The sequence below is a fragment of the Agrobacterium sp. InxBP2 genome (assembly GCF_026191755.1).
GTDB classification, from domain to species: domain Bacteria; phylum Pseudomonadota; class Alphaproteobacteria; order Rhizobiales; family Rhizobiaceae; genus Agrobacterium; species Agrobacterium pusense.
In genome coordinates this window covers 144,812-161,688 of the sequence record NZ_JAINDY010000022.1, presented here as the reverse complement: position 1 = coordinate 161,688, position 16,877 = coordinate 144,812, and the positions used below count along the sequence as shown (strand labels likewise).

The 16,877-nt window shown below is 59.6% G+C and carries 19 protein-coding genes; 4 read left to right on the top strand and 15 right to left on the bottom strand.

Annotated elements, in window-relative coordinates:
* Nucleotides 1-7: 7 nt before the first annotated feature.
* The 3 genes from K7A42_RS06045 to K7A42_RS06035 all read right to left on the bottom strand — a co-directional run bounded on the left by K7A42_RS06045 (nucleotide 8) and on the right by K7A42_RS06035 (nucleotide 2,182).
* Complete coding sequence (locus tag K7A42_RS06045) at nucleotides 8-1,111, bottom strand: zinc-binding metallopeptidase family protein (RefSeq protein WP_282454969.1); 1,104 nt, start codon at nucleotides 1,109-1,111, stop codon at nucleotides 8-10.
* A gap of 170 nt (nucleotides 1,112-1,281) precedes the next feature.
* The gene (locus K7A42_RS06040) at nucleotides 1,282-1,473 is read right to left on the bottom strand and encodes a CsbD family protein (protein ID WP_004440389.1); all 192 of its coding nucleotides are present in this window, start codon (nucleotides 1,471-1,473) and stop codon (nucleotides 1,282-1,284) included.
* Between the two features lie 103 nt (nucleotides 1,474-1,576).
* Complete coding sequence (locus tag K7A42_RS06035; protein WP_004440387.1) at nucleotides 1,577-2,182, bottom strand: YqgE/AlgH family protein; 606 nt, start codon at nucleotides 2,180-2,182, stop codon at nucleotides 1,577-1,579.
* A gap of 161 nt (nucleotides 2,183-2,343) precedes the next feature.
* Between K7A42_RS06035 and K7A42_RS06030 the strand changes: the two genes are divergently transcribed.
* A complete protein-coding gene (locus tag K7A42_RS06030) occupies nucleotides 2,344-3,192 on the top strand; it encodes a protein-disulfide reductase DsbD domain-containing protein (protein ID WP_006699979.1) in 849 nt (282 codons plus the stop codon).
* A 196-nt stretch (nucleotides 3,193-3,388) separates the two neighbouring features.
* Nucleotides 3,389-3,874, top strand: coding sequence for a peroxiredoxin (locus K7A42_RS06025; RefSeq protein ID WP_006699978.1), 486 nt, complete (start codon nucleotides 3,389-3,391; stop codon nucleotides 3,872-3,874).
* 141 nt (nucleotides 3,875-4,015) lie between these two features.
* On the opposite strand, the gene K7A42_RS06020 is transcribed toward K7A42_RS06025, so the two are convergent.
* From K7A42_RS06020 to coxB, 12 genes are all read right to left on the bottom strand, one after another.
* Complete coding sequence (locus K7A42_RS06020; protein WP_022555741.1) at nucleotides 4,016-4,324, bottom strand: Dabb family protein; 309 nt, start codon at nucleotides 4,322-4,324, stop codon at nucleotides 4,016-4,018.
* 135 nt (nucleotides 4,325-4,459) lie between these two features.
* Nucleotides 4,460-4,900: a ribonuclease HI gene (gene rnhA / locus K7A42_RS06015; RefSeq protein WP_004440380.1), complete on the bottom strand. Its 441-nt coding sequence runs from the start codon at nucleotides 4,898-4,900 to the stop codon at nucleotides 4,460-4,462.
* Entirely contained in the window at nucleotides 4,897-5,865 is a 969-nt protein-coding gene (locus tag K7A42_RS06010; protein ID WP_282454968.1) for a homoserine kinase, read from the bottom strand. The genes rnhA and K7A42_RS06010 overlap by 4 nt, the downstream gene beginning before the upstream one ends.
* Before the next feature lie 81 nt (nucleotides 5,866-5,946).
* Nucleotides 5,947-6,993, bottom strand: a complete 1,047-nt coding sequence (ispH, locus tag K7A42_RS06005) for a 4-hydroxy-3-methylbut-2-enyl diphosphate reductase (RefSeq protein WP_107341188.1) — start codon at nucleotides 6,991-6,993, stop codon at nucleotides 5,947-5,949.
* A 62-nt stretch (nucleotides 6,994-7,055) separates the two neighbouring features.
* Nucleotides 7,056-7,832 (bottom strand): SURF1 family protein, encoded by a 777-nt coding sequence (locus K7A42_RS06000; protein ID WP_376751458.1) that lies wholly within the window; start codon nucleotides 7,830-7,832, stop codon nucleotides 7,056-7,058.
* A complete protein-coding gene (locus K7A42_RS05995) occupies nucleotides 7,801-8,187 on the bottom strand; it encodes a DUF983 domain-containing protein (RefSeq protein ID WP_004440372.1) in 387 nt (128 codons plus the stop codon). Before K7A42_RS05995 ends, K7A42_RS06000 begins: the two co-directional genes overlap by 32 nt.
* Before the next feature lie 280 nt (nucleotides 8,188-8,467).
* A complete protein-coding gene (locus K7A42_RS05990) occupies nucleotides 8,468-9,343 on the bottom strand; it encodes a cytochrome c oxidase subunit 3 (protein ID WP_004440371.1) in 876 nt (291 codons plus the stop codon).
* A gap of 59 nt (nucleotides 9,344-9,402) precedes the next feature.
* The gene (locus K7A42_RS05985) at nucleotides 9,403-10,020 is read right to left on the bottom strand and encodes a cytochrome c oxidase assembly protein (protein ID WP_004440369.1); all 618 of its coding nucleotides are present in this window, start codon (nucleotides 10,018-10,020) and stop codon (nucleotides 9,403-9,405) included.
* Nucleotides 10,021-10,049: 29 nt separating this feature from the next.
* The gene (locus tag K7A42_RS05980) at nucleotides 10,050-10,181 is read right to left on the bottom strand and encodes a hypothetical protein (RefSeq protein ID WP_003521105.1); all 132 of its coding nucleotides are present in this window, start codon (nucleotides 10,179-10,181) and stop codon (nucleotides 10,050-10,052) included.
* Nucleotides 10,181-11,134 (bottom strand): heme o synthase, encoded by a 954-nt coding sequence (locus tag K7A42_RS05975; RefSeq protein ID WP_077986711.1) that lies wholly within the window; start codon nucleotides 11,132-11,134, stop codon nucleotides 10,181-10,183. Before K7A42_RS05975 ends, K7A42_RS05980 begins: the two co-directional genes overlap by 1 nt.
* A gap of 388 nt (nucleotides 11,135-11,522) precedes the next feature.
* Nucleotides 11,523-13,238: a cytochrome c oxidase subunit I gene (ctaD, locus tag K7A42_RS05970; protein WP_004440364.1), complete on the bottom strand. Its 1,716-nt coding sequence runs from the start codon at nucleotides 13,236-13,238 to the stop codon at nucleotides 11,523-11,525.
* Between the two features lie 16 nt (nucleotides 13,239-13,254).
* The gene (gene coxB, locus K7A42_RS05965) at nucleotides 13,255-14,118 is read right to left on the bottom strand and encodes a cytochrome c oxidase subunit II (protein ID WP_034496285.1); all 864 of its coding nucleotides are present in this window, start codon (nucleotides 14,116-14,118) and stop codon (nucleotides 13,255-13,257) included.
* A 431-nt stretch (nucleotides 14,119-14,549) separates the two neighbouring features.
* On the opposite strand from coxB, the gene K7A42_RS05960 reads away from it, so the two are divergent.
* Together K7A42_RS05960 and tldD are read left to right on the top strand one after the other, a co-directional pair.
* On the top strand, nucleotides 14,550-15,074 hold the full coding sequence (locus K7A42_RS05960) for an invasion associated locus B family protein (RefSeq protein ID WP_022555736.1): 525 nt from the start codon (nucleotides 14,550-14,552) through the stop codon (nucleotides 15,072-15,074).
* 80 nt (nucleotides 15,075-15,154) lie between these two features.
* Nucleotides 15,155-16,570, top strand: a complete 1,416-nt coding sequence (gene tldD / locus K7A42_RS05955; protein WP_004440360.1) for a metalloprotease TldD — start codon at nucleotides 15,155-15,157, stop codon at nucleotides 16,568-16,570.
* The last annotated feature ends 307 nt before the right edge of the window (nucleotides 16,571-16,877 follow it).

Below are 16,877 nucleotides of genomic sequence, written 5' to 3'. Positions count from 1 at the left end.
TCGATATTCACTGAACCACGGCAGCCTGCACCGGTATTGACGCATCCGCCGCCACCCTCCCATGCAGCAGGTCGTGAATGAACTCCATCTTCGCAACCACCGGAGGCGTCAGGACGAAGGGATAGAGGTCCGCCTCCCCCATGCTGCGCTGGATCGAGTTGATCGCAACGCTGAGCGGAATCCAGGCCTTGACCAGCTGTGCAGCGCTGCGGGCATTGTAAGGATCGAAAGTCACCTCCGCCGCCATTTCTTCATGCCCGTCGGGGTCGATCGCCACGCCGAAGGCGCGCGCGGTCTCAAGCGTATCGACGATATGCAGATAATGCGCGAAACACTCGGCAAAATCCTCCCATGGGTGGACGGAGGCATACGAACTGATGAAGCTGTCCTGCCAGTCGGGACGTGGACCCTCCTCGTAATTGCGTTGCAGGGCAGCGCCATAATCTTCTCTGTCGTTGCCAAAGACGGCGCGGCAGGCCTCCAGTCGGTTTGCATCGCGTACAAGCTTGTTCCAGATGAAGTGACCGACTTCGTGGCGGAAATGGCCGAGCATTGTGCGGTACGGCTCGTTCATATTGGCGCGCACCTGTTCGCGCGTAGCATCGTCGGCCTCGGCCGCACGAATGGCGATCAGCCCCTCGTCATGACCGGTCATGGCCGGAATGACGGAACCATCTGGCGCCACCTCATCCACCAGAAAGTCGAAGACAAGGCCGCCAGCGGGATCGGCATCACGGTTGGGATGCGGGAGGCCGAGCCGCAGGATAGAATAAAACAGATGACGCTGCGCCTGGCTGATACGACGCCATTGCTCAATGCCCTGTTGCGTCGCAATGTCGGGCACAAGGCGATTGTGGCTGCAGGCAGGGCAAAATGCGCTTTCGCTTCCCGCGGGCACCGACCAGTTGCAGATATCGTTCACTTCATTGGCGCAAAACCGCACCTGTTTTTGCGGTTCCGCGACGATCTGCCAGTTCGGCTCACCGGCCGGGGCCAGCGCCTCCATGGACAGGCGCTCCGGCACGAAGGCAAGACGATGACCGCAGGAAACGCAAAAACGATTGTCGAAATGCACCGGCTGGCCGCAGGATGCGCAGGAAAAAAGCTTCATCGATGAAACCCTTGCGATGGATCAGTTGCTCGGAGGCAAATCTCGGACGACGGCATGAACGGCGCAACAGGAAGAGCGTTCCGGCGCTCAGACGACAAGAGCGCATGTGCTCTTGAACACATGCGCTCCGCGCGCCCCATCATCAGAGAGGCGCAATCAATACGGCGATATTACATGCGGTCGACGGCGCCCTTTACGGCATCCTTCGCCTTGCCGACGGAGGACTGTACCTTGCCCTTGGTTTCCTGGGCGGCACCCTTGGCGCGCAATTCATTATTGCCGGTCGCTTCGCCGACGTTCTTCTTCACCTTACCAGCAACTTCATTGGCTTTACCGGCGACCTTGTCAGATGTGCTACCCATATTACTGCTCCCTAGTTGAACCGTACTGTCTGTGCGGCTTTCCGGGTAAGTAACGCCAAAGGGAGAAGAATGGTTCCAGCCAAAACGAGCGGGAAGATGAGGCTCAGGCATGCCCCGCATCTGTGGAGAGCATGCGTGCATCAACGCCCATCAGGGCGAGCGCCCGCTCGTATTTATTGTCCAACCCGCGGTCGAAAATCAGCTCCTCCGCAGCCGGGCAGTTCAGCCAGCCATTATTGGCGATCTCGTTTTCCAGTTGTCCTGGCCCCCAGCCGGCATAACCGAGCATCATGGTGGCCCTTTGCGGGCCGCGGCCGTTGGAAATGGCGCGGACGATATCCAGCGTTGCGGTCAGCGAAATGTCATCGCTGACGGGAATGCTGGATTCGCTTAAATAGTCATCCGAATGCAGAACGAAACCGCGGCCGGATTCCACCGGGCCGCCGCACTGGATCGGGAACTCACGGGTGCGGTTGGGCAGCATGATGGCGTCGTTGCTGTCCACCAGTTTCAGGTGGAGCAGTATGTCCGTGAAGGTAATCTGCTGCGGCCGGTTGATGATGAAACCCATGGCCCCGGCGTCCGAGTGGGCGCAGATATAGATCACCGCACGGGCAAAATTGCCGTCGTCCAGCCCCGGCATCGCAATGAGGAACTGGCCGTCGAGAAAGCCACGTTCGCGCTTGTCCATCAGGGTTGAAAAGCTCACAGGCGCCTCCAGCAGGCCGAATTCCGTCGTTTAACGGAAAACGGCGTTCGCACTTCGACAAAGGACAGGATGCGGCATACCGCCCGATCAATCAACCGAAAATGATGAACCCCACGAATTCGTAACTGGTCCGCCGGTCGATGTTGGGTTAGACGGGAAGCATGAGCGTCAGGTTATTCTTTCGATTTTCACATCTTCACCTCGCGGCTGCTTTTGCCGCCCTCCTCGGCGGCATGCAAGCCGCCCGGGCCGACATTACCGACTGGGCCAGAAGCGAGGGCGGCCAGATGCGCGTCGCGAGCCTTGCCGTGGATACAAACGGCGTGGTGCGCGGCGTATTGCAGATCGAGCCGAAGGACGGCTGGATAACCTATTGGCGCGAACCCGGAGAAGCAGGCATACCGCCGCAGATCACGCCTGATCCGACCAGCGGTGCGATGCTGACCGCCATGGCCTATCCGGTTCCGAAGTTGATCGAAAACGGCGATATAACCGATATCGGTTATGACCACGCCGTCAGCCTTCCCTTTCAGCTGAAGGTTACCGATCCGGCAGCTGGCGGGAAGATCGACCTCACCGCATTCATCGGCGTCTGCCAGAATATCTGTATCCCCTTCGAGGCGAAGTTCTCCATCGACCGGGGCACGGCTGGTGATGATGACAGCGAGGAGCGCCGCCTTCTCGAAGAGGCGCGCGAAACACTGCCCGAAGCGGCATCCGACGATTTCAAGGTGATCGATTTCCACATCACGCCCGACAAGACCATGCTCGGCGTGCAGCTGCAGCTTCCGGAAAACGCGCCGAAGGAGACCGAAATCTTCATCGCCGGCCCCTCGGGTTTTGCCTATTACGAGCCGCAGAACCTCGTACGCGACAAGCGCAAGCTCTCCTTCTACATGAACATCAAGGGCCTGCCGAAAACCTATCAGGTGCAGGGCAACAGCTGGCCCATTCTGGTCAAATCGGGCGACCGGGCCATGGAGACGATGCTGAATTTCCCGAAGCCCTGAACGGTGGCTCCGCGGTGGAATCCACCGAAACCGCATGGCGGATTTCATTTCCGTGCTCCTGATACCGTTGGATTCGTTGCGAACCTGCCAGTATCCGGACAGCTTGTTTTCGTTTGTCTTCCAGGGAAAACCGGGTTCCACTTTTCCCTGGCAAACTCTATAGTCGCGCGAACCGAACGGCCATAGGAGCACGGACATGACCATCAAGATCGGCGATAAACTGCCTTCCGCAACCTTCAAGGAAAAGACGGCCGATGGCCCGGTGGAAACCACCACGGACGCGCTTTTCGGCGGGAAGAAGGTTGTTCTCTTTGCCGTTCCCGGCGCTTTCACCCCCACCTGCTCGCTGAACCACCTGCCGGGTTATCTTGAAAACCGCGACACTATTCTGGCCAAAGGCGTTGACGATATCGCAGTCGTTGCCGTCAACGACTGGCATGTAATGGGCGCATGGGCGCAATCTTCGGGCGGTCAGGGCAAAATCCACTTCCTCGCCGACTGGGATGCCTCCTTCACCAAGGCGCTCGGCCTTGATGCCGACCTCTCCGCCGGCGGCCTCGGCGTGCGTTCCAAGCGTTATTCGATGCTGGTGGAAGACGGCGTCGTGAAGTCACTCAACGTGGAAGAGAACCCCGGTCAGGCGACGGTCTCTGCCGCTGCGGCGATGATCGAGCAGCTTTAAGGCCAAATGTTTGGCCACAGGCCGAGCCATAAATCCTCGGGCTTGTCCCGGGGATCCAATCATTTCACCAAAAACGAAATGCTGCAGATCTTTTGGGGCGGGCCCGAGCATGAGGGAAGAGAGCGGCGGGGAGCCGCCTTCTCAAACATTCATATCAAAGACCAGAAGCCCCGCAAGACCGCCATCGGTGAGTGACACGAGGCGCTCCCCCACCTCCATATGCCTGGGGTGGGCAAGATATTCGTCCCGGGCTTCCGGGCTTTCAAGCGTCACGATGAAGCCATCGACAAAACCGCCATTCAGCCCTTCGGGTGAAACGTTCTGTCCGTATTTCACATCGACGATGCCGGGTATCACGTCTTTCAGGGCGGCGATCGCCTCGAAAATTGCATGTTTTTCAGAAGCGGCCGTCGCGGCCTTGAAGCGTAGAAAGACACAGTGCAGGATCATCCGGATTTTTCTCCTCCGTTGGGCACCACCGGAGCACCCCTTGACGACAAGATAGGTCGGGTTTCGGTTTTCACAACCCCGGATGGGGGCGTGCCGGCTCGGATTTTGTCCGGCGGAAAATAGAGCAGTCTTGCATTACCGCCGTTTGAAAGGCTCCATGCCTTTTCGCGCCAATTCATCGGCGCGCTCGTTTTCCGGATGGCCGGCATGGCCCTTCACCCAGTGCAAGGTAACCTTGTGGCGCTCGCGCGCCACTTCCAGTGCCTGCCACAGCTCGACATTCTTGACCGGCTTGTTATCGGCTGTCTTCCAGCCCTTCTTTTTCCAGCCGAAAATCCACTTGGTGATGCCGTCCTTCACATAGGCGCTGTCGGTGTAAAGATCGACTTCGCAGGGGGCCTTGAGCGCATTGAGTGCGGAAATCGCCGCCATCAGTTCCATGCGGTTGTTAGTGGTCTCGGCCTCGCCGCCGCAGAGTTCCTTCTCCACCTCGCCGTAACGCAGCACCGCACCCCAGCCTCCCGGACCCGGATTGCCGGAGCAGGCGCCATCGGTGAAAATATCGACATGCTTCATTCGCCGGCCAGCCCGTATTCGGCGACAGTGGCGATGGAACGGTGGAACCGCAGCTTGCGCAGATATTCCAGCGGGTCTTTTTTCACCACCAGCGCGCCCTCCGGCGTTGTCAGCCAGTCGTAAAGCCGCGTCAGGAAGAAGCGCAGAGCCGAACCGCGCGCCAGAAGCGGCAGGGCTTCCAGCTCCGCTTCACTGAGCGGCCGCACGGACTGGTAACCTTCCAGCAACGCCTTGCCCTTGGTGACATTGTAAGCGCCATCCTTTTCAAAGCACCAGGCATTGAGGCAGATCGACACATCATAAGCGAGCAGATCGTTGCAGGCGAAATAAAAGTCGATCAGACCGGAGAGTTCGTCGCCGAGGAAGAACACATTGTCCTGAAACAAATCCGCATGGATGACACCGGCCGGCAGGTCCTTCGGCCAATGCGCCGCGAGATAATCGATCTCGGGGCGAATCTCCTCCTTCAGCCCCTTCTCCACCTCGTCCGTGCGGTCTTCGGATTTCTCCCACAGCACCTTCCAGCCCTCAACGGAGAGCGCGTTCGGCCGCTTGATCTCGAAGCCTTCGCCCGCCAGATGCATGGCGGCCAGCGCCTTGCCGACTTCGCGGCAATGTTTCGCCTCCGGCTTTCTCAGCCACATTCCTTCAAGGAAGGAGATAAGCGCGGCGGGGCGGCCCGACAGCTCTCCCAGCAACTCGCCATCCTTGCGCGGTAGTGGTAAGGGGCAGGACAGGCCCTTGGCGGCCAGATGCTGCATGAGGCCGAGGAAGAAAGGCAGATCGGATTTTTCCACACGCTTTTCATAAAGCGTCAGGATCAACGGGTCCTTGGTGGTATGCAGCAGGAAATTGGAGTTTTCGACGCCTTCGGCAATTCCCTTGTATGAAGTGAGGCTGCCGACGTCGTACTGCGTGAGGAAATTCCTCAGATCATCTTCGGTGATATCAGTATAAACTGCCAATTTTAAATCTCTTGATGAAGGATGGAGTGGAAATCCGGCAGAGCGGCGCGGGGCGAATACCACCCTTCCCGCCAAACCATGTCAGGCGCCGGCTGCAGCCTTAGGCGGCAGCGCGTTGCTGGCATTGCCGTTGACGAAAGCCATATCATCCGTCGTCAGCTCGATGCTGCGCAACTCGCGATTGACGAGGAAATGTTCCGTTTCCTCAACCGTCACGGCGAGATCGAGCGTGGTGTCGAAACGCGCCTTGAAGGCTTCGATGATTTCATCGACGATGACTTCAGGAGCGGATGCACCGGCCGAGAGACCGACGGTGCGGATATCGCCGATTTCATTCCAGTCGATTTCAGAGGCCCGCTGCACCAGGACAGAGCGCTTCGCACCCGCACGCAGGGCCACTTCCACCAGCCGCTTGGAATTGGAAGAATTGGGGGCGCCGACGACGATAAACAGGTCGCAGCCGGGCGCTGCCTGTTTCACCGCATCCTGACGGTTGGTGGTCGCGTAACAGATGCTGTCGGCGGCGGGCGCCTGAATGGCCGGGAAGCGTTCCTGCAGCCTGGCGATCACGCCTGCGGTGTCATCGACCGACAGCGTCGTCTGGGTGACAAAGCCGAGATTTTCGCGGTCCAGCGGCTCATAACGGTCGGCATCCTCCACCGTTTCGATGAGTGAGACGGTGCCTTCGGGAAGCTGGCCCATGGTGCCGATGACCTCTGGATGACCGGCATGGCCGATCAGCACCACATGGCGGCCGAGGCGCTGGTGGCGCATGGCCTGCTTGTGGACCTTGGAGACCAGCGGGCATGTGGCATCGAGATAAAACAGGTTGCGCGCCTGCGCATCCTCAGGCACCGATTTAGGAACGCCATGCGCCGAGAAAACCACCGGCTGCTCGCGATGTTCGGTCGGAATTTCATGCAGTTCCTCGACGAAGACCGCACCCTTGGCTTCCAGCCCTTCCACCACATAGCGGTTATGCACGATTTCGTGGCGAACATAAACGGGCGCGCCATAGGCCTTCAGCGCCAGCACGACGATCTGGATCGCCCGGTCCACGCCCGCGCAAAAGCCACGCGGTCCGCACAGCCTTATCGTCAAAGGGGGTTTGGAAACGGCGATGTTCATTCCAGCTCCTTAGGCGTGCTCCGTGCCCTGCCGATGGCCAGCCCTGCCGGGCGGCAGGCGCACTATTCATCGCGCGCCTTGTGGTTCCGGAAATAGGCAAAACCGGCGACGATGACAAGGGCTGCAGCCAGACCATACCACGTTATCGCATATTGCAGGTGATTATTGGGCAAATCTATCAGCGTCACCCCGCCCTGCGGCCAGCCGCCGGGATTGGGCGCGGCATCGGCATCCACGAAAAGCTTGACCAGCCGGTCCGGCGGAATATCCGCACTGGAGGCCATGGCCGCCAGATCCTTCCAGTAGAATATGTTCTTGGCGATATCGTTGTCCGGCAACAGCGAGGAAGGCTTGGCGACAAGCGGCGCACGCGCCAGCCCCGTAATCGTCACCTCGCCCGTCACCTGCCCCTCGGATCGCTTGGCCGGATCCTTCATCTCAAAGGGCACAAAACCGCGATTGACGAAGAGGACGCGACCATCGGCAAGCGTCAGCGGCGTATAGATGTAATAGCCGGTTCTGCCTTGGTGGGTGGCGAAGAAATGCCGCTCGCGGGCGTGATCGAAGGTACCGGACAGACTGACCTTGCGATACTCGATATCGCCACCGCTTTTGGCAATCGCCTCTATTTCGGCAACCGTGGCGGGGGCAGCGTTTCGCCGTTCTTCTATATCGGCGAGAAGCGCCTCTTTCCAGTAAAGCCGCTTTACCTGCCAGGTGCCGAGCCCGAGAAGAATGGCAAGCGCCAGCAGAACCAGCGGCGCAGCGAACCAGACCCGCCTTTCCGCCGCCTTCATGTGGGACACGTCATTCACGGTCAAGCCTGCCTTCGCTTGCATTGTTGCGGTATTGCAGCGCAATCATGATGCCCTTCAGCTTGCGCAGCAGCACGAGGGAGACAATCACCGTGAATGGCAACCACAAGATGACATGCACCCAGACGGGCGGCGCAAAATGCTGATCGAACCAGAGCGCCAGCCCGACAACCAGAAAACCGACGATCAGCATGACGAAAACCGCCGGGCCATCACCCGCATCGGCAAAACCGTAATCCAGTCCGCATGCGCTGCAGGCGGGTTTTACCGTCAGAAAACCATCGAAAAGGCGCCCGTTGCCGCAGCGAGGGCAGCAGCCCTTCAAGCCCACCTTGATCGGGTCGACCGGGGCGAACTTGCTGCCTGATGGCTCTGACATGGTGAAACCTCCCGCAAAGTCGGCCAAAGTCCGAGGGTGACGTCGATCTCTTGGAAACCTGCCTCAAAACCCGGGCACTTGTTTCTTGCTCGATCGCGTCGCGTCTTCTTCTCCCCGCCGGGGAGAAGGTGGCCCGAAGGGTCGGATGAGGGGGCTAGCTCTCCGGATATCTCTACCGGAGCCCCCTCATCCCGCTGCCGCGGACTTCTCCCCGGCGGGGAGAAGAAACGATTGCACCCGCTCGCTCCACCGGATGCCTTGCTTTGGCCCCTTGGCCCTATTAGCCGTGAATTGGCGCGCCCCAGCCACCCCAGATATAGATGGCGAAGAACAGGAACAGCCAGACGACGTCAACGAAGTGCCAGTACCAGGCAGCGGCTTCGAAACCGAAATGCTGCGTGGGCGTGAACCCCCCGGCAATGGCGCGGAACAGGCAGACCAGCAGGAACACCGTGCCCACGAAGACGTGGAAACCGTGGAAACCGGTGGCCATGAAGAAGGTCGCGCCGTAGATCGAATTCTTGAAGTCGAACGGGGCGTGCATGTATTCGTAAACCTGCACGGTGGAGAACAGCACGCCAAGCGCAACGGTGAGCACCAGACCCGATATCAGGCCCTTGCGGTCATTGTGCAGCAGAGCATGATGCGCCCAGGTGACACAGGTGCCCGACAGCAGCAGGATGACGGTGTTGTAGAGCGGCAGATGCCATGGATCGATGACTTCGATGCCCTTGGGCGGCCATTGTCCGCCGGTATATTCGAGACGCGACGCCTGAATAGCTTCATGGGGGAAGAGGCTGGCATCGAAATATGCCCAGAACCATGCGACGAAGAACATCACCTCTGAGGCGATGAACATGATCATGCCGTAACGCAGATGCAGCGAAACGACGCGGGTGTGATTGCCTTCGCGGCCTTCCTTGATCGTATCCGCCCACCACGCATACATGGTGTAGAGCACGATGACGAGACCGATATAGAACAGCCAGGGATTGGCGAGTTCCGCGCCGAACAGCTTGAAGGAGCCCCCCGACAGGTAACGCATGTAACAAACGCCACCGAAAGTCAGGATGAAAGCGCCGATCGAGGCCAGAAGCGGCCAGGGGCTTGGATCGATAATGTGGTAATCGTGGTTCTTCTGATGCGTGTCTGCCATTGCGACAATCCCCTGGTGTCTCTTCCCTGATCCGGCCTCGGCAAAGGCCGGATCTCCTCTCACAATTTGCTTTCGCCAGATTCGGTTTTTACCGGCAAGGACGCAACCGGTTTTTCGGTTTTGGCCGGATAAAACGTATAGGACAGCGTTAAAGTATGAATGCTCTTGGTCTCGCGCGCCGTGGCGATGTCAGGATCGACGAAGAACACCACCGGCATTTCCAGCGTTTCGCCGGGCTGCAGCGTCGTTTCGGTGAAGCAGAAGCACTCCACCTTGTTGAAATAGGCGCCGGCTTCCATGGGCGTGACGTTGAAGACCGCCGTGCCCGTGGTCGCCACCGGTGAACGGTTCGTCGCCTTGAAGGTCACCTGCACCGTTTCGCCGATCTTCGGCGTGACCTTCCTGTCGACCGGCTGGAAATCCCAGTTGAGGCCGTTCGACGTATTGGCGTCAAAGGTGACGTTGATGGTCTTGTCGAGGATCACATCGGAATATTGCTCGACGCGCTGGGTCGTGCCGTTGTAACCGGTGACACGGCAGAACAGCGTATAAAGCGGCACGGCGGCGTAGGCCATGCCGATCATGGCGCAGAAAAACACCAGACAGAGCACGAGGATGGAGCGATTGCTCACCCGTTGCCGCTCGGTCCCCGTTGTCTGCGCTTCCATATTCGCCATATCCTCCTCCTTCCCCCTCGATCAGCCCGTCAGTGCGAACCGATCTTGATGATGGTGATGATGTAGAATAGCACCACCAGACCGGCGAGCAGGACGCCGAGCGCAATATTGCGCCCGCGTCTCGATTTTTTCTGCGCCGCGCTCAGTTCCACCGTTTCCATCACAGGACTCCCGACATGACGGCCTTCAGGGCCGGCGCGAAATGATCGGCCAGAAGGCCGGAGAAAATCGCAAAAAGGTAAAGCACCGAATAAGCGAACATTTTCTTGGCCGGCAACATCTTTTCGTCACCCTCCGGCATGCGCCGGACATCGAGCGAACAGTATACGAAGATGGCGCTCAGCACTGCCGCGAAAATACCGTAACCGGCGCTTGCCAGACCAGTGAAATAAGGCGCGACGGCTGCGGCTGTGGTCAACACCGCATAACAGATCATCTGGTTCTTGGTGGAGCGCTCGCCAGCAACATTCGGCATCATCGGAATGCCAACGGCGCCATAATCACGCATCTTGAACAGGGCCAGCGCCCAGAAATGCGCAGGCGTCCACAGGAAGATGATGAGGAACAGGATGATGCTGTCCAGCGAAACGCCGCCGGTGACGCAGGCCCAGCCAAGCATGGGCGGGAAAGCGCCTGCCGCGCCGCCGATCACGATGTTCTGCGGCGTCGAGCGTTTCAGCCACATCGTATAGATGACAGCATAAAAGAAGATGGTGAAGGCCAGAAGACCGGCCGAGAACCAGTTGATCGCAAGGCCGAGAATGACTACCGAGAAGGCCGACAGCGTCAGGCCAAAGGCCAGCGCCTCGCGCGGGGTGATACGGCCGGACGGGATCGGTCGCCTGGCGGTGCGGCTCATGACGGCATCGATATCGGCATCGTACCACATGTTGAGCGCACCGGACGCGCCCGCGCCGACGGCGATGCAGAGAATAGCGATGATGCCGAGTATCGGGTTGATTTCACCCGGCGCCAGCACGAGGCCCGCAAAGGCCGTGAAGACCACGAGCGACATGACGCGCGGTTTCAGCAATTCGAAATAATCGCGCGCGCCGGCTTCCGAGAGTTCGGAGCTTTCCGCGCCCAGCATTTCGCGATTGTCGATAACGGTCATTTCCTGTCCTGCTTCCTTCGAACGCCGCCTGTCGCGACATTCCCTGCATCGGCCGGAAACACGAGTGAGAGTTCCGGAATGCGCGATGCGTCGATCCATGGGTCCCGAACGTCACGGCCTGACCGGCAGCCGGTTCAACCGATGCCATCTGCCCGGCCTTACGCCGTGTCTTGCCGCCATTCGTCTGCGCTTGCCATTCATAAAGGCCAAAACTGGCATTTATCATATCCCGGCGCATGTATCACGCTGGAAGGCAAGCATCGCTTGGACAAAATGTCACGCGGCAGTAAAGGCAGCCCGTTCAGGAAAACGGCACGGGCCTGACCGTGCCGCCCTCTTTCTCAGCGCTCGGGACCCGCGAGCCTTACCGCGCGTCCCGATCCGTGCATCAGCGAATGCGCGGAAGCTGTTCCCACTGGTGGTACGGCGGCGGGGAAGACAGCTGCCATTCGAGCGTCGTCGCGCCTTCACCCCAGGGATTGTTGCCGGCGATCCGCTTCTTGGCGAAAGCTTCCCAGACACCGAAAAGGAAGATCAGCACGCCGACGGCCGAGATATAGGACCCGTAGGACGACACCAGGTTCCAGCCGGCATAGGCATCTGGATAATCGATGTAACGGCGCGGCATGCCGGCAAGGCCGAGGAAGTGCTGCGGGAAGAAGATCAGGTTCACACCGACGAACATGACCCAGAAATGCAGTTTTCCGATGAACTCGCTGTACATGTAGCCGGAAATCTTCGGGAACCAGTAATACCAGCCGGCGAAGATCGCAAAGACGGCGCCGAGCGACAGAACGTAGTGGAAATGGGCCACCACGTAATAGGTATCGTGCAGCGAGCGGTCGAGACCGGCATTGGCGAGCTGGACGCCCGTAACGCCACCGACCGTGAACAGGAAGATGAAGCCGATTGCCCAGACCATTGGTGTCGAGAAGGTCAGCGAGCCGCCCCACATCGTCGCGATCCACGAGAAAATCTTGATGCCTGTCGGCACCGCGATGACCATGGTTGCGAAGACGAAGTAGCGTTGTGCTTCCAGCGACAGGCCAACCGTGTACATGTGGTGCGCCCAGACGATGAAGCCGACCGCGCCGATCGCAACCATGGCGTAAGCCATGCCGAGATAACCGAAGACGGGCTTCTTCGAGAAGGTGGACACGATGTGGCTGATGATGCCGAAGCCGGGCAGGATCAGGATGTACACTTCCGGATGGCCGAAGAACCAGAACAGGTGCTGATAGAGGATCGGGTCACCGCCGCCTTCCGGCGAGAAAAATGCCGTGCCGAAATTGCGGTCCGTCAGAAGCATGGTGATGCCGCCCGCCAGAACCGGCAGCGAAAGCAGCAGCAGGAACGCAGTGACGAGCACCGACCAGGCGAAAAGTGGCATCTTGTGCAGCGTCATGCCCGGGGCGCGCATGTTGAGGATGGTGGTGATGAAGTTGATCGCACCGAGGATCGACGACGCGCCCGAAACGTGCAGCGCAAAGATCGCCAGATCCACGGCCGGTCCGGGCATGCCGTTTGTCGACAGAGGCGGATACATGGTCCACCCGCCGCCGACACCATAAGCACCCGCCGGCCCTTCGACGAAGAGTGACAGAATGAGGAGGATGAAGGCCGGAACGATCAGCCAGAAGGAGATGTTGTTCAGGCGCGGGAAAGCCATGTCCGGCGCACCGATCATGATCGGGATCATCCAGTTGGCGAAACCGCCGATCAGCGCCGGCATGACCATGAAGAAGATCATGATCAGGGCGTGTGCGGTGGTGAACACGTTGAACATGTGCTTGCCGCCATCGATGGCAGCGTCGCCCTCAAAGCCGTAGACCATGGAGGCCAGACCGTGGAAAATCTGGATGCCCGGCTCCTGCAGTTCCATGCGCATGACGACGGAAAGCCCGCCGCCGACGATGCCGGCCATGATCGCAAAGATCAGGTAGAGCGTGCCGATGTCCTTATGGTTGGTGGACAGGAACCAGCGGGCGAAGAAGCCCGGCGTATGAGAATGATGTGCATCATGCGAATGATCGTCATGCGCGTGCCCATCATGTGCGGAATGACCATGCGAGTGATGATCGTCGTGTGCGGAAGGTCCAGCCATTGTCCTCACTCCAGAATCAGTTGGTTTCGTTGGCGGCCACGTCGACTGTGCGCGGAGCGCCATCGACAGAGGCCATCAGCGCCCGGTTCGCGCCGTTCAGGTCAGAACCGGCGGCGGCGAGCCAGGTGTTGTACTGCTGTTCGGAAACCACCCGAATGGCGATGGGCATGAAGGCGTGATCCTTGCCGCAAAGCTCGGAACACTGGCCGTAATAAAGGCCTTCTTTTTCCGCCTTGAACCAGGTTTCGTTCAGGCGGCCCGGAACAGCGTCGATCTTGACGCCGAAAGCCGGCATGGCGAAGGAATGGATCACATCCGTCGGCGCGGCGGTGACGAGCAGGCGAACGGTCTTGCCGACCGGGACAACCATTTCATTGTCTACTGCGAGAAGACGCGGATAGCGGGCCTTGTCCTCCTTGCCGGCGGCGGCGCGATCCTGATCCTTCAGCATGTAGCTGTCGAAGGAGACCGGCTCGGCGCCCTCGGCAGCCGTATATTCGTAGCTCCACAGCCACTGCGTGGCGGTCGCCTTCAGCGTCACGTCGGGGTTTTCCGGCTGCGTGAGCTGCGCGTTCAAAAGATTGAACGACGGGAAAGCAAGGAACAGGAGAATGAGAACCGGCGCCAGCGTCCAGACCACTTCGATTGCCGTGTTGTGGCTGGTCTTCGAAGGCACGGGATTGGCCGAGGCGCGGAATTTCAGAACGACGACGATGAGCAGCGCAAGAACGAAAAGCGTAACCGGAACAATGAACCAGAGCGTATATTGTTCGAACCAGCGTATTTCGTGCATGATCGGCGTGGCGGCCTCCTGCATGCCCATTTGCCAATGCACCGGCTGATCGGCGTGGGCGCCGACAGCCGTGAGCAGACAGGTCATCCCCGCCAGTGCTGCGTAAATCCTATTCCTCACGGTACCCTCTCCCTCACGCGCCTGATCCAGATCAATCACAGGCGCAGAATCCATGCTAATGGTAATAACTTCAAACCACAGTTTGCCCTCTGCCGCAATATGCGTCACGCCACGGATGCGCCCCAATTTTGCCATTGATCAATCCACGCGCGACTTTCCTGCAGCCTGTGCGCCGGCTCGTCTGCCGAAGACGATTTCGCGACGAAAAAATGCGGCAAGCCCCGTCTTCCAGCCGGTTTGATCGCGGGATGACGACCGATGCCGCGAACAAATCCGGCTGCCATCAGGACCGACAGGTCCTATTTCCGCCCAACTCGGCTGGAATTGAAAGCCCGAGGCTTTTTTTTCCGGATTATGGCGTCAAAATAGCCGCACTGATTCGAATCCCAGAGGTATCCATGCGTCTTTCCCCGCTCGCGCGCACTTTTCTTGCCGCCGCCGGTCTTGCCATCATCGCCCCCGCCGCCGCGGCGCTGGCGCAACAGCCGCAGCCCGGAACGCCGAAGTCGACGCATGGCGCATGGTCTGTCATCTGTGACAAGCCGGCGGGCGCTTCGGAAGAACAATGCGCCCTGATGCAGAACGTGATTGCCGACGACCGCCCGGAAGTCGGTCTTTCAGTGGTGGTGCTGAAGACGGCCGACCGCAAGTCGCGCATCCTCCGCATCCTCGCACCGCTGGGCGTGCTTCTGAAGGACGGCATGGAACTCTATATCGACAATAACAATATCGGCCGCGCCTATTTCACCCGCTGCTTCTCCGAAGGCTGCTATGTGGAAGTTGATATTGACGACGAGTTGCTGAAGGTTCTGCGCGCCGGCAAGAACGCCGTTTTTGCACTGCGTGAATCCGTCGATCAGGACCGCGTCGGCATTCCGATCGAACTGACGGGGTTTGCCGAAGGTTACGACGCGCTTCCTTGAAGCCTGCCGTACCGGACAGCCTTGCGTCCGCCCGCTCCAGTGCCTAAATCGGTCATGAACGATATTGACTGGAGCCTCCTATGACCGACGATCTTGTAAAACTCTTCGATTGCGACGAAACGCAATTGCGCAAGCTCGTCGGCGAGGCCCTCGCCGGCGCTGACGATGGCGAGCTTTTCATCGAACATGCGCAGGCCGAGTCGCTGACTTTCGATAATGGCCGGCTCAAGGGCGGTTCCTTCAATACAGACCAGGGTTTCGGCCTGCGGGCGGTCGCCGGCGAGACGGTGGGTTACGCCCATGCGGGCGAGCTTTCGCAAAGCGCGCTGAAACGTGCATCGGATGCGGTCAGCGCAGTGACGAGAGGTTATTCCGGCTCCTATGCCGCCGCACCGCAGCGCACCAACAAGAAGCTCTATGGCGACGAGAACCCCATCGGCAGCCCGAGCTTCGAAGAGAAGGTGAAGCTTCTCACCGATATCGATGCCTATCTGCGTGACAAGAACACCAATGTCCGGCAGGTGACGGCGACGATTTCCGCAAGCTGGCAGGTGGTTGACATTCTGCGCGCCGATGGCCACCGCGTCAGTGACGTCAGGCCGATGACCCGCATCAACATCTCCGTCGTGGCGGGTGAAGGCGATCGGCAGGAAAGCGGCTCCTATGGCATTGGCGGCCGGGTCGGTTTCGGCGATTTCATCACAGAAGAAAACTGGCAGCGCGGCGCCGATGAGGCTTTGCGTCAGGCGCTCGTCAACCTCACCGCCATCGATGCCCCGGCCGGCACGATGGATGTGGTGCTGGGCTCCGGCTGGCCGGGTGTGATGCTGCATGAGGCCGTGGGTCACGGTCTGGAAGGCGATTTCAACCGCAAGAAGACGTCCGCATTCGCCGGCCTAATGGGCGAAATGGTCGCCGCGCCCGGCGTGACCGTGGTGGACGACGGCACTATCGACAGCCGCCGCGGCTCGCTGACCGTGGACGATGAAGGCACCCCTTCCGGTTACAACGTGCTGATCGAGAACGGCAGGCTGGTGGGCTACATGCAGGACCGCCAGAACGCCCGGCTGATGGGTGCGACCCCCACCGGCAACGGTCGCCGTCAGGGTTATGCCTATGTGCCGATGCCGCGCATGACCAATACCTACATGCTGTCGGGCGACAAGACGCCGGAAGAGATCATCGCCTCCGTCAAGAAGGGCATCTATGCCGTCTCCTTCGGCGGCGGCCAGGTCGATATCACCTCGGGTAAATTCGTGTTCGGCTGCACCGAGGCCTATCTCATCGAAAACGGCAAGATCGGCGCGCCGGTGAAGGGCGCCATGCTGATCGGCAACGGGCCGGATGCGATGAAGCGCGTCTCGATGATCGGCAATGATTCGAAACTCGATACCGGCATCGGCAATTGCGGCAAGGCCGGGCAATGGGTGCCTGTTGGCGTCGGCCAGCCGCATCTGCGCATGGACCAGATCACCGTGGGCGGCACGAAGGCGTAAATCTCCCGACCCTGCGTGTAACGACTGTTAATGCGTATCTGTAGCGCGGATAAAGTGATGTAACGGTGCATCCCTACACCCGTCATTCCGGCCTTGAGCCGGAATCCAGCCGATGCGCGTCGGCGCGGCGGGAAGACTCTTTTCAGCCCAAGGACTTGGGCTGGCTGGATTCCGGCTCAAGGCCGAAATGACGGAAGAAAGAGTTGCAGCCACACTGAGCCTGTCGGCGCCTCGTCAGCCCATGACCGCACACATGGCTGCCATGATGCGGTTTCCTCTGGTGTGCAGCCGCGAAGACGGTAAGATC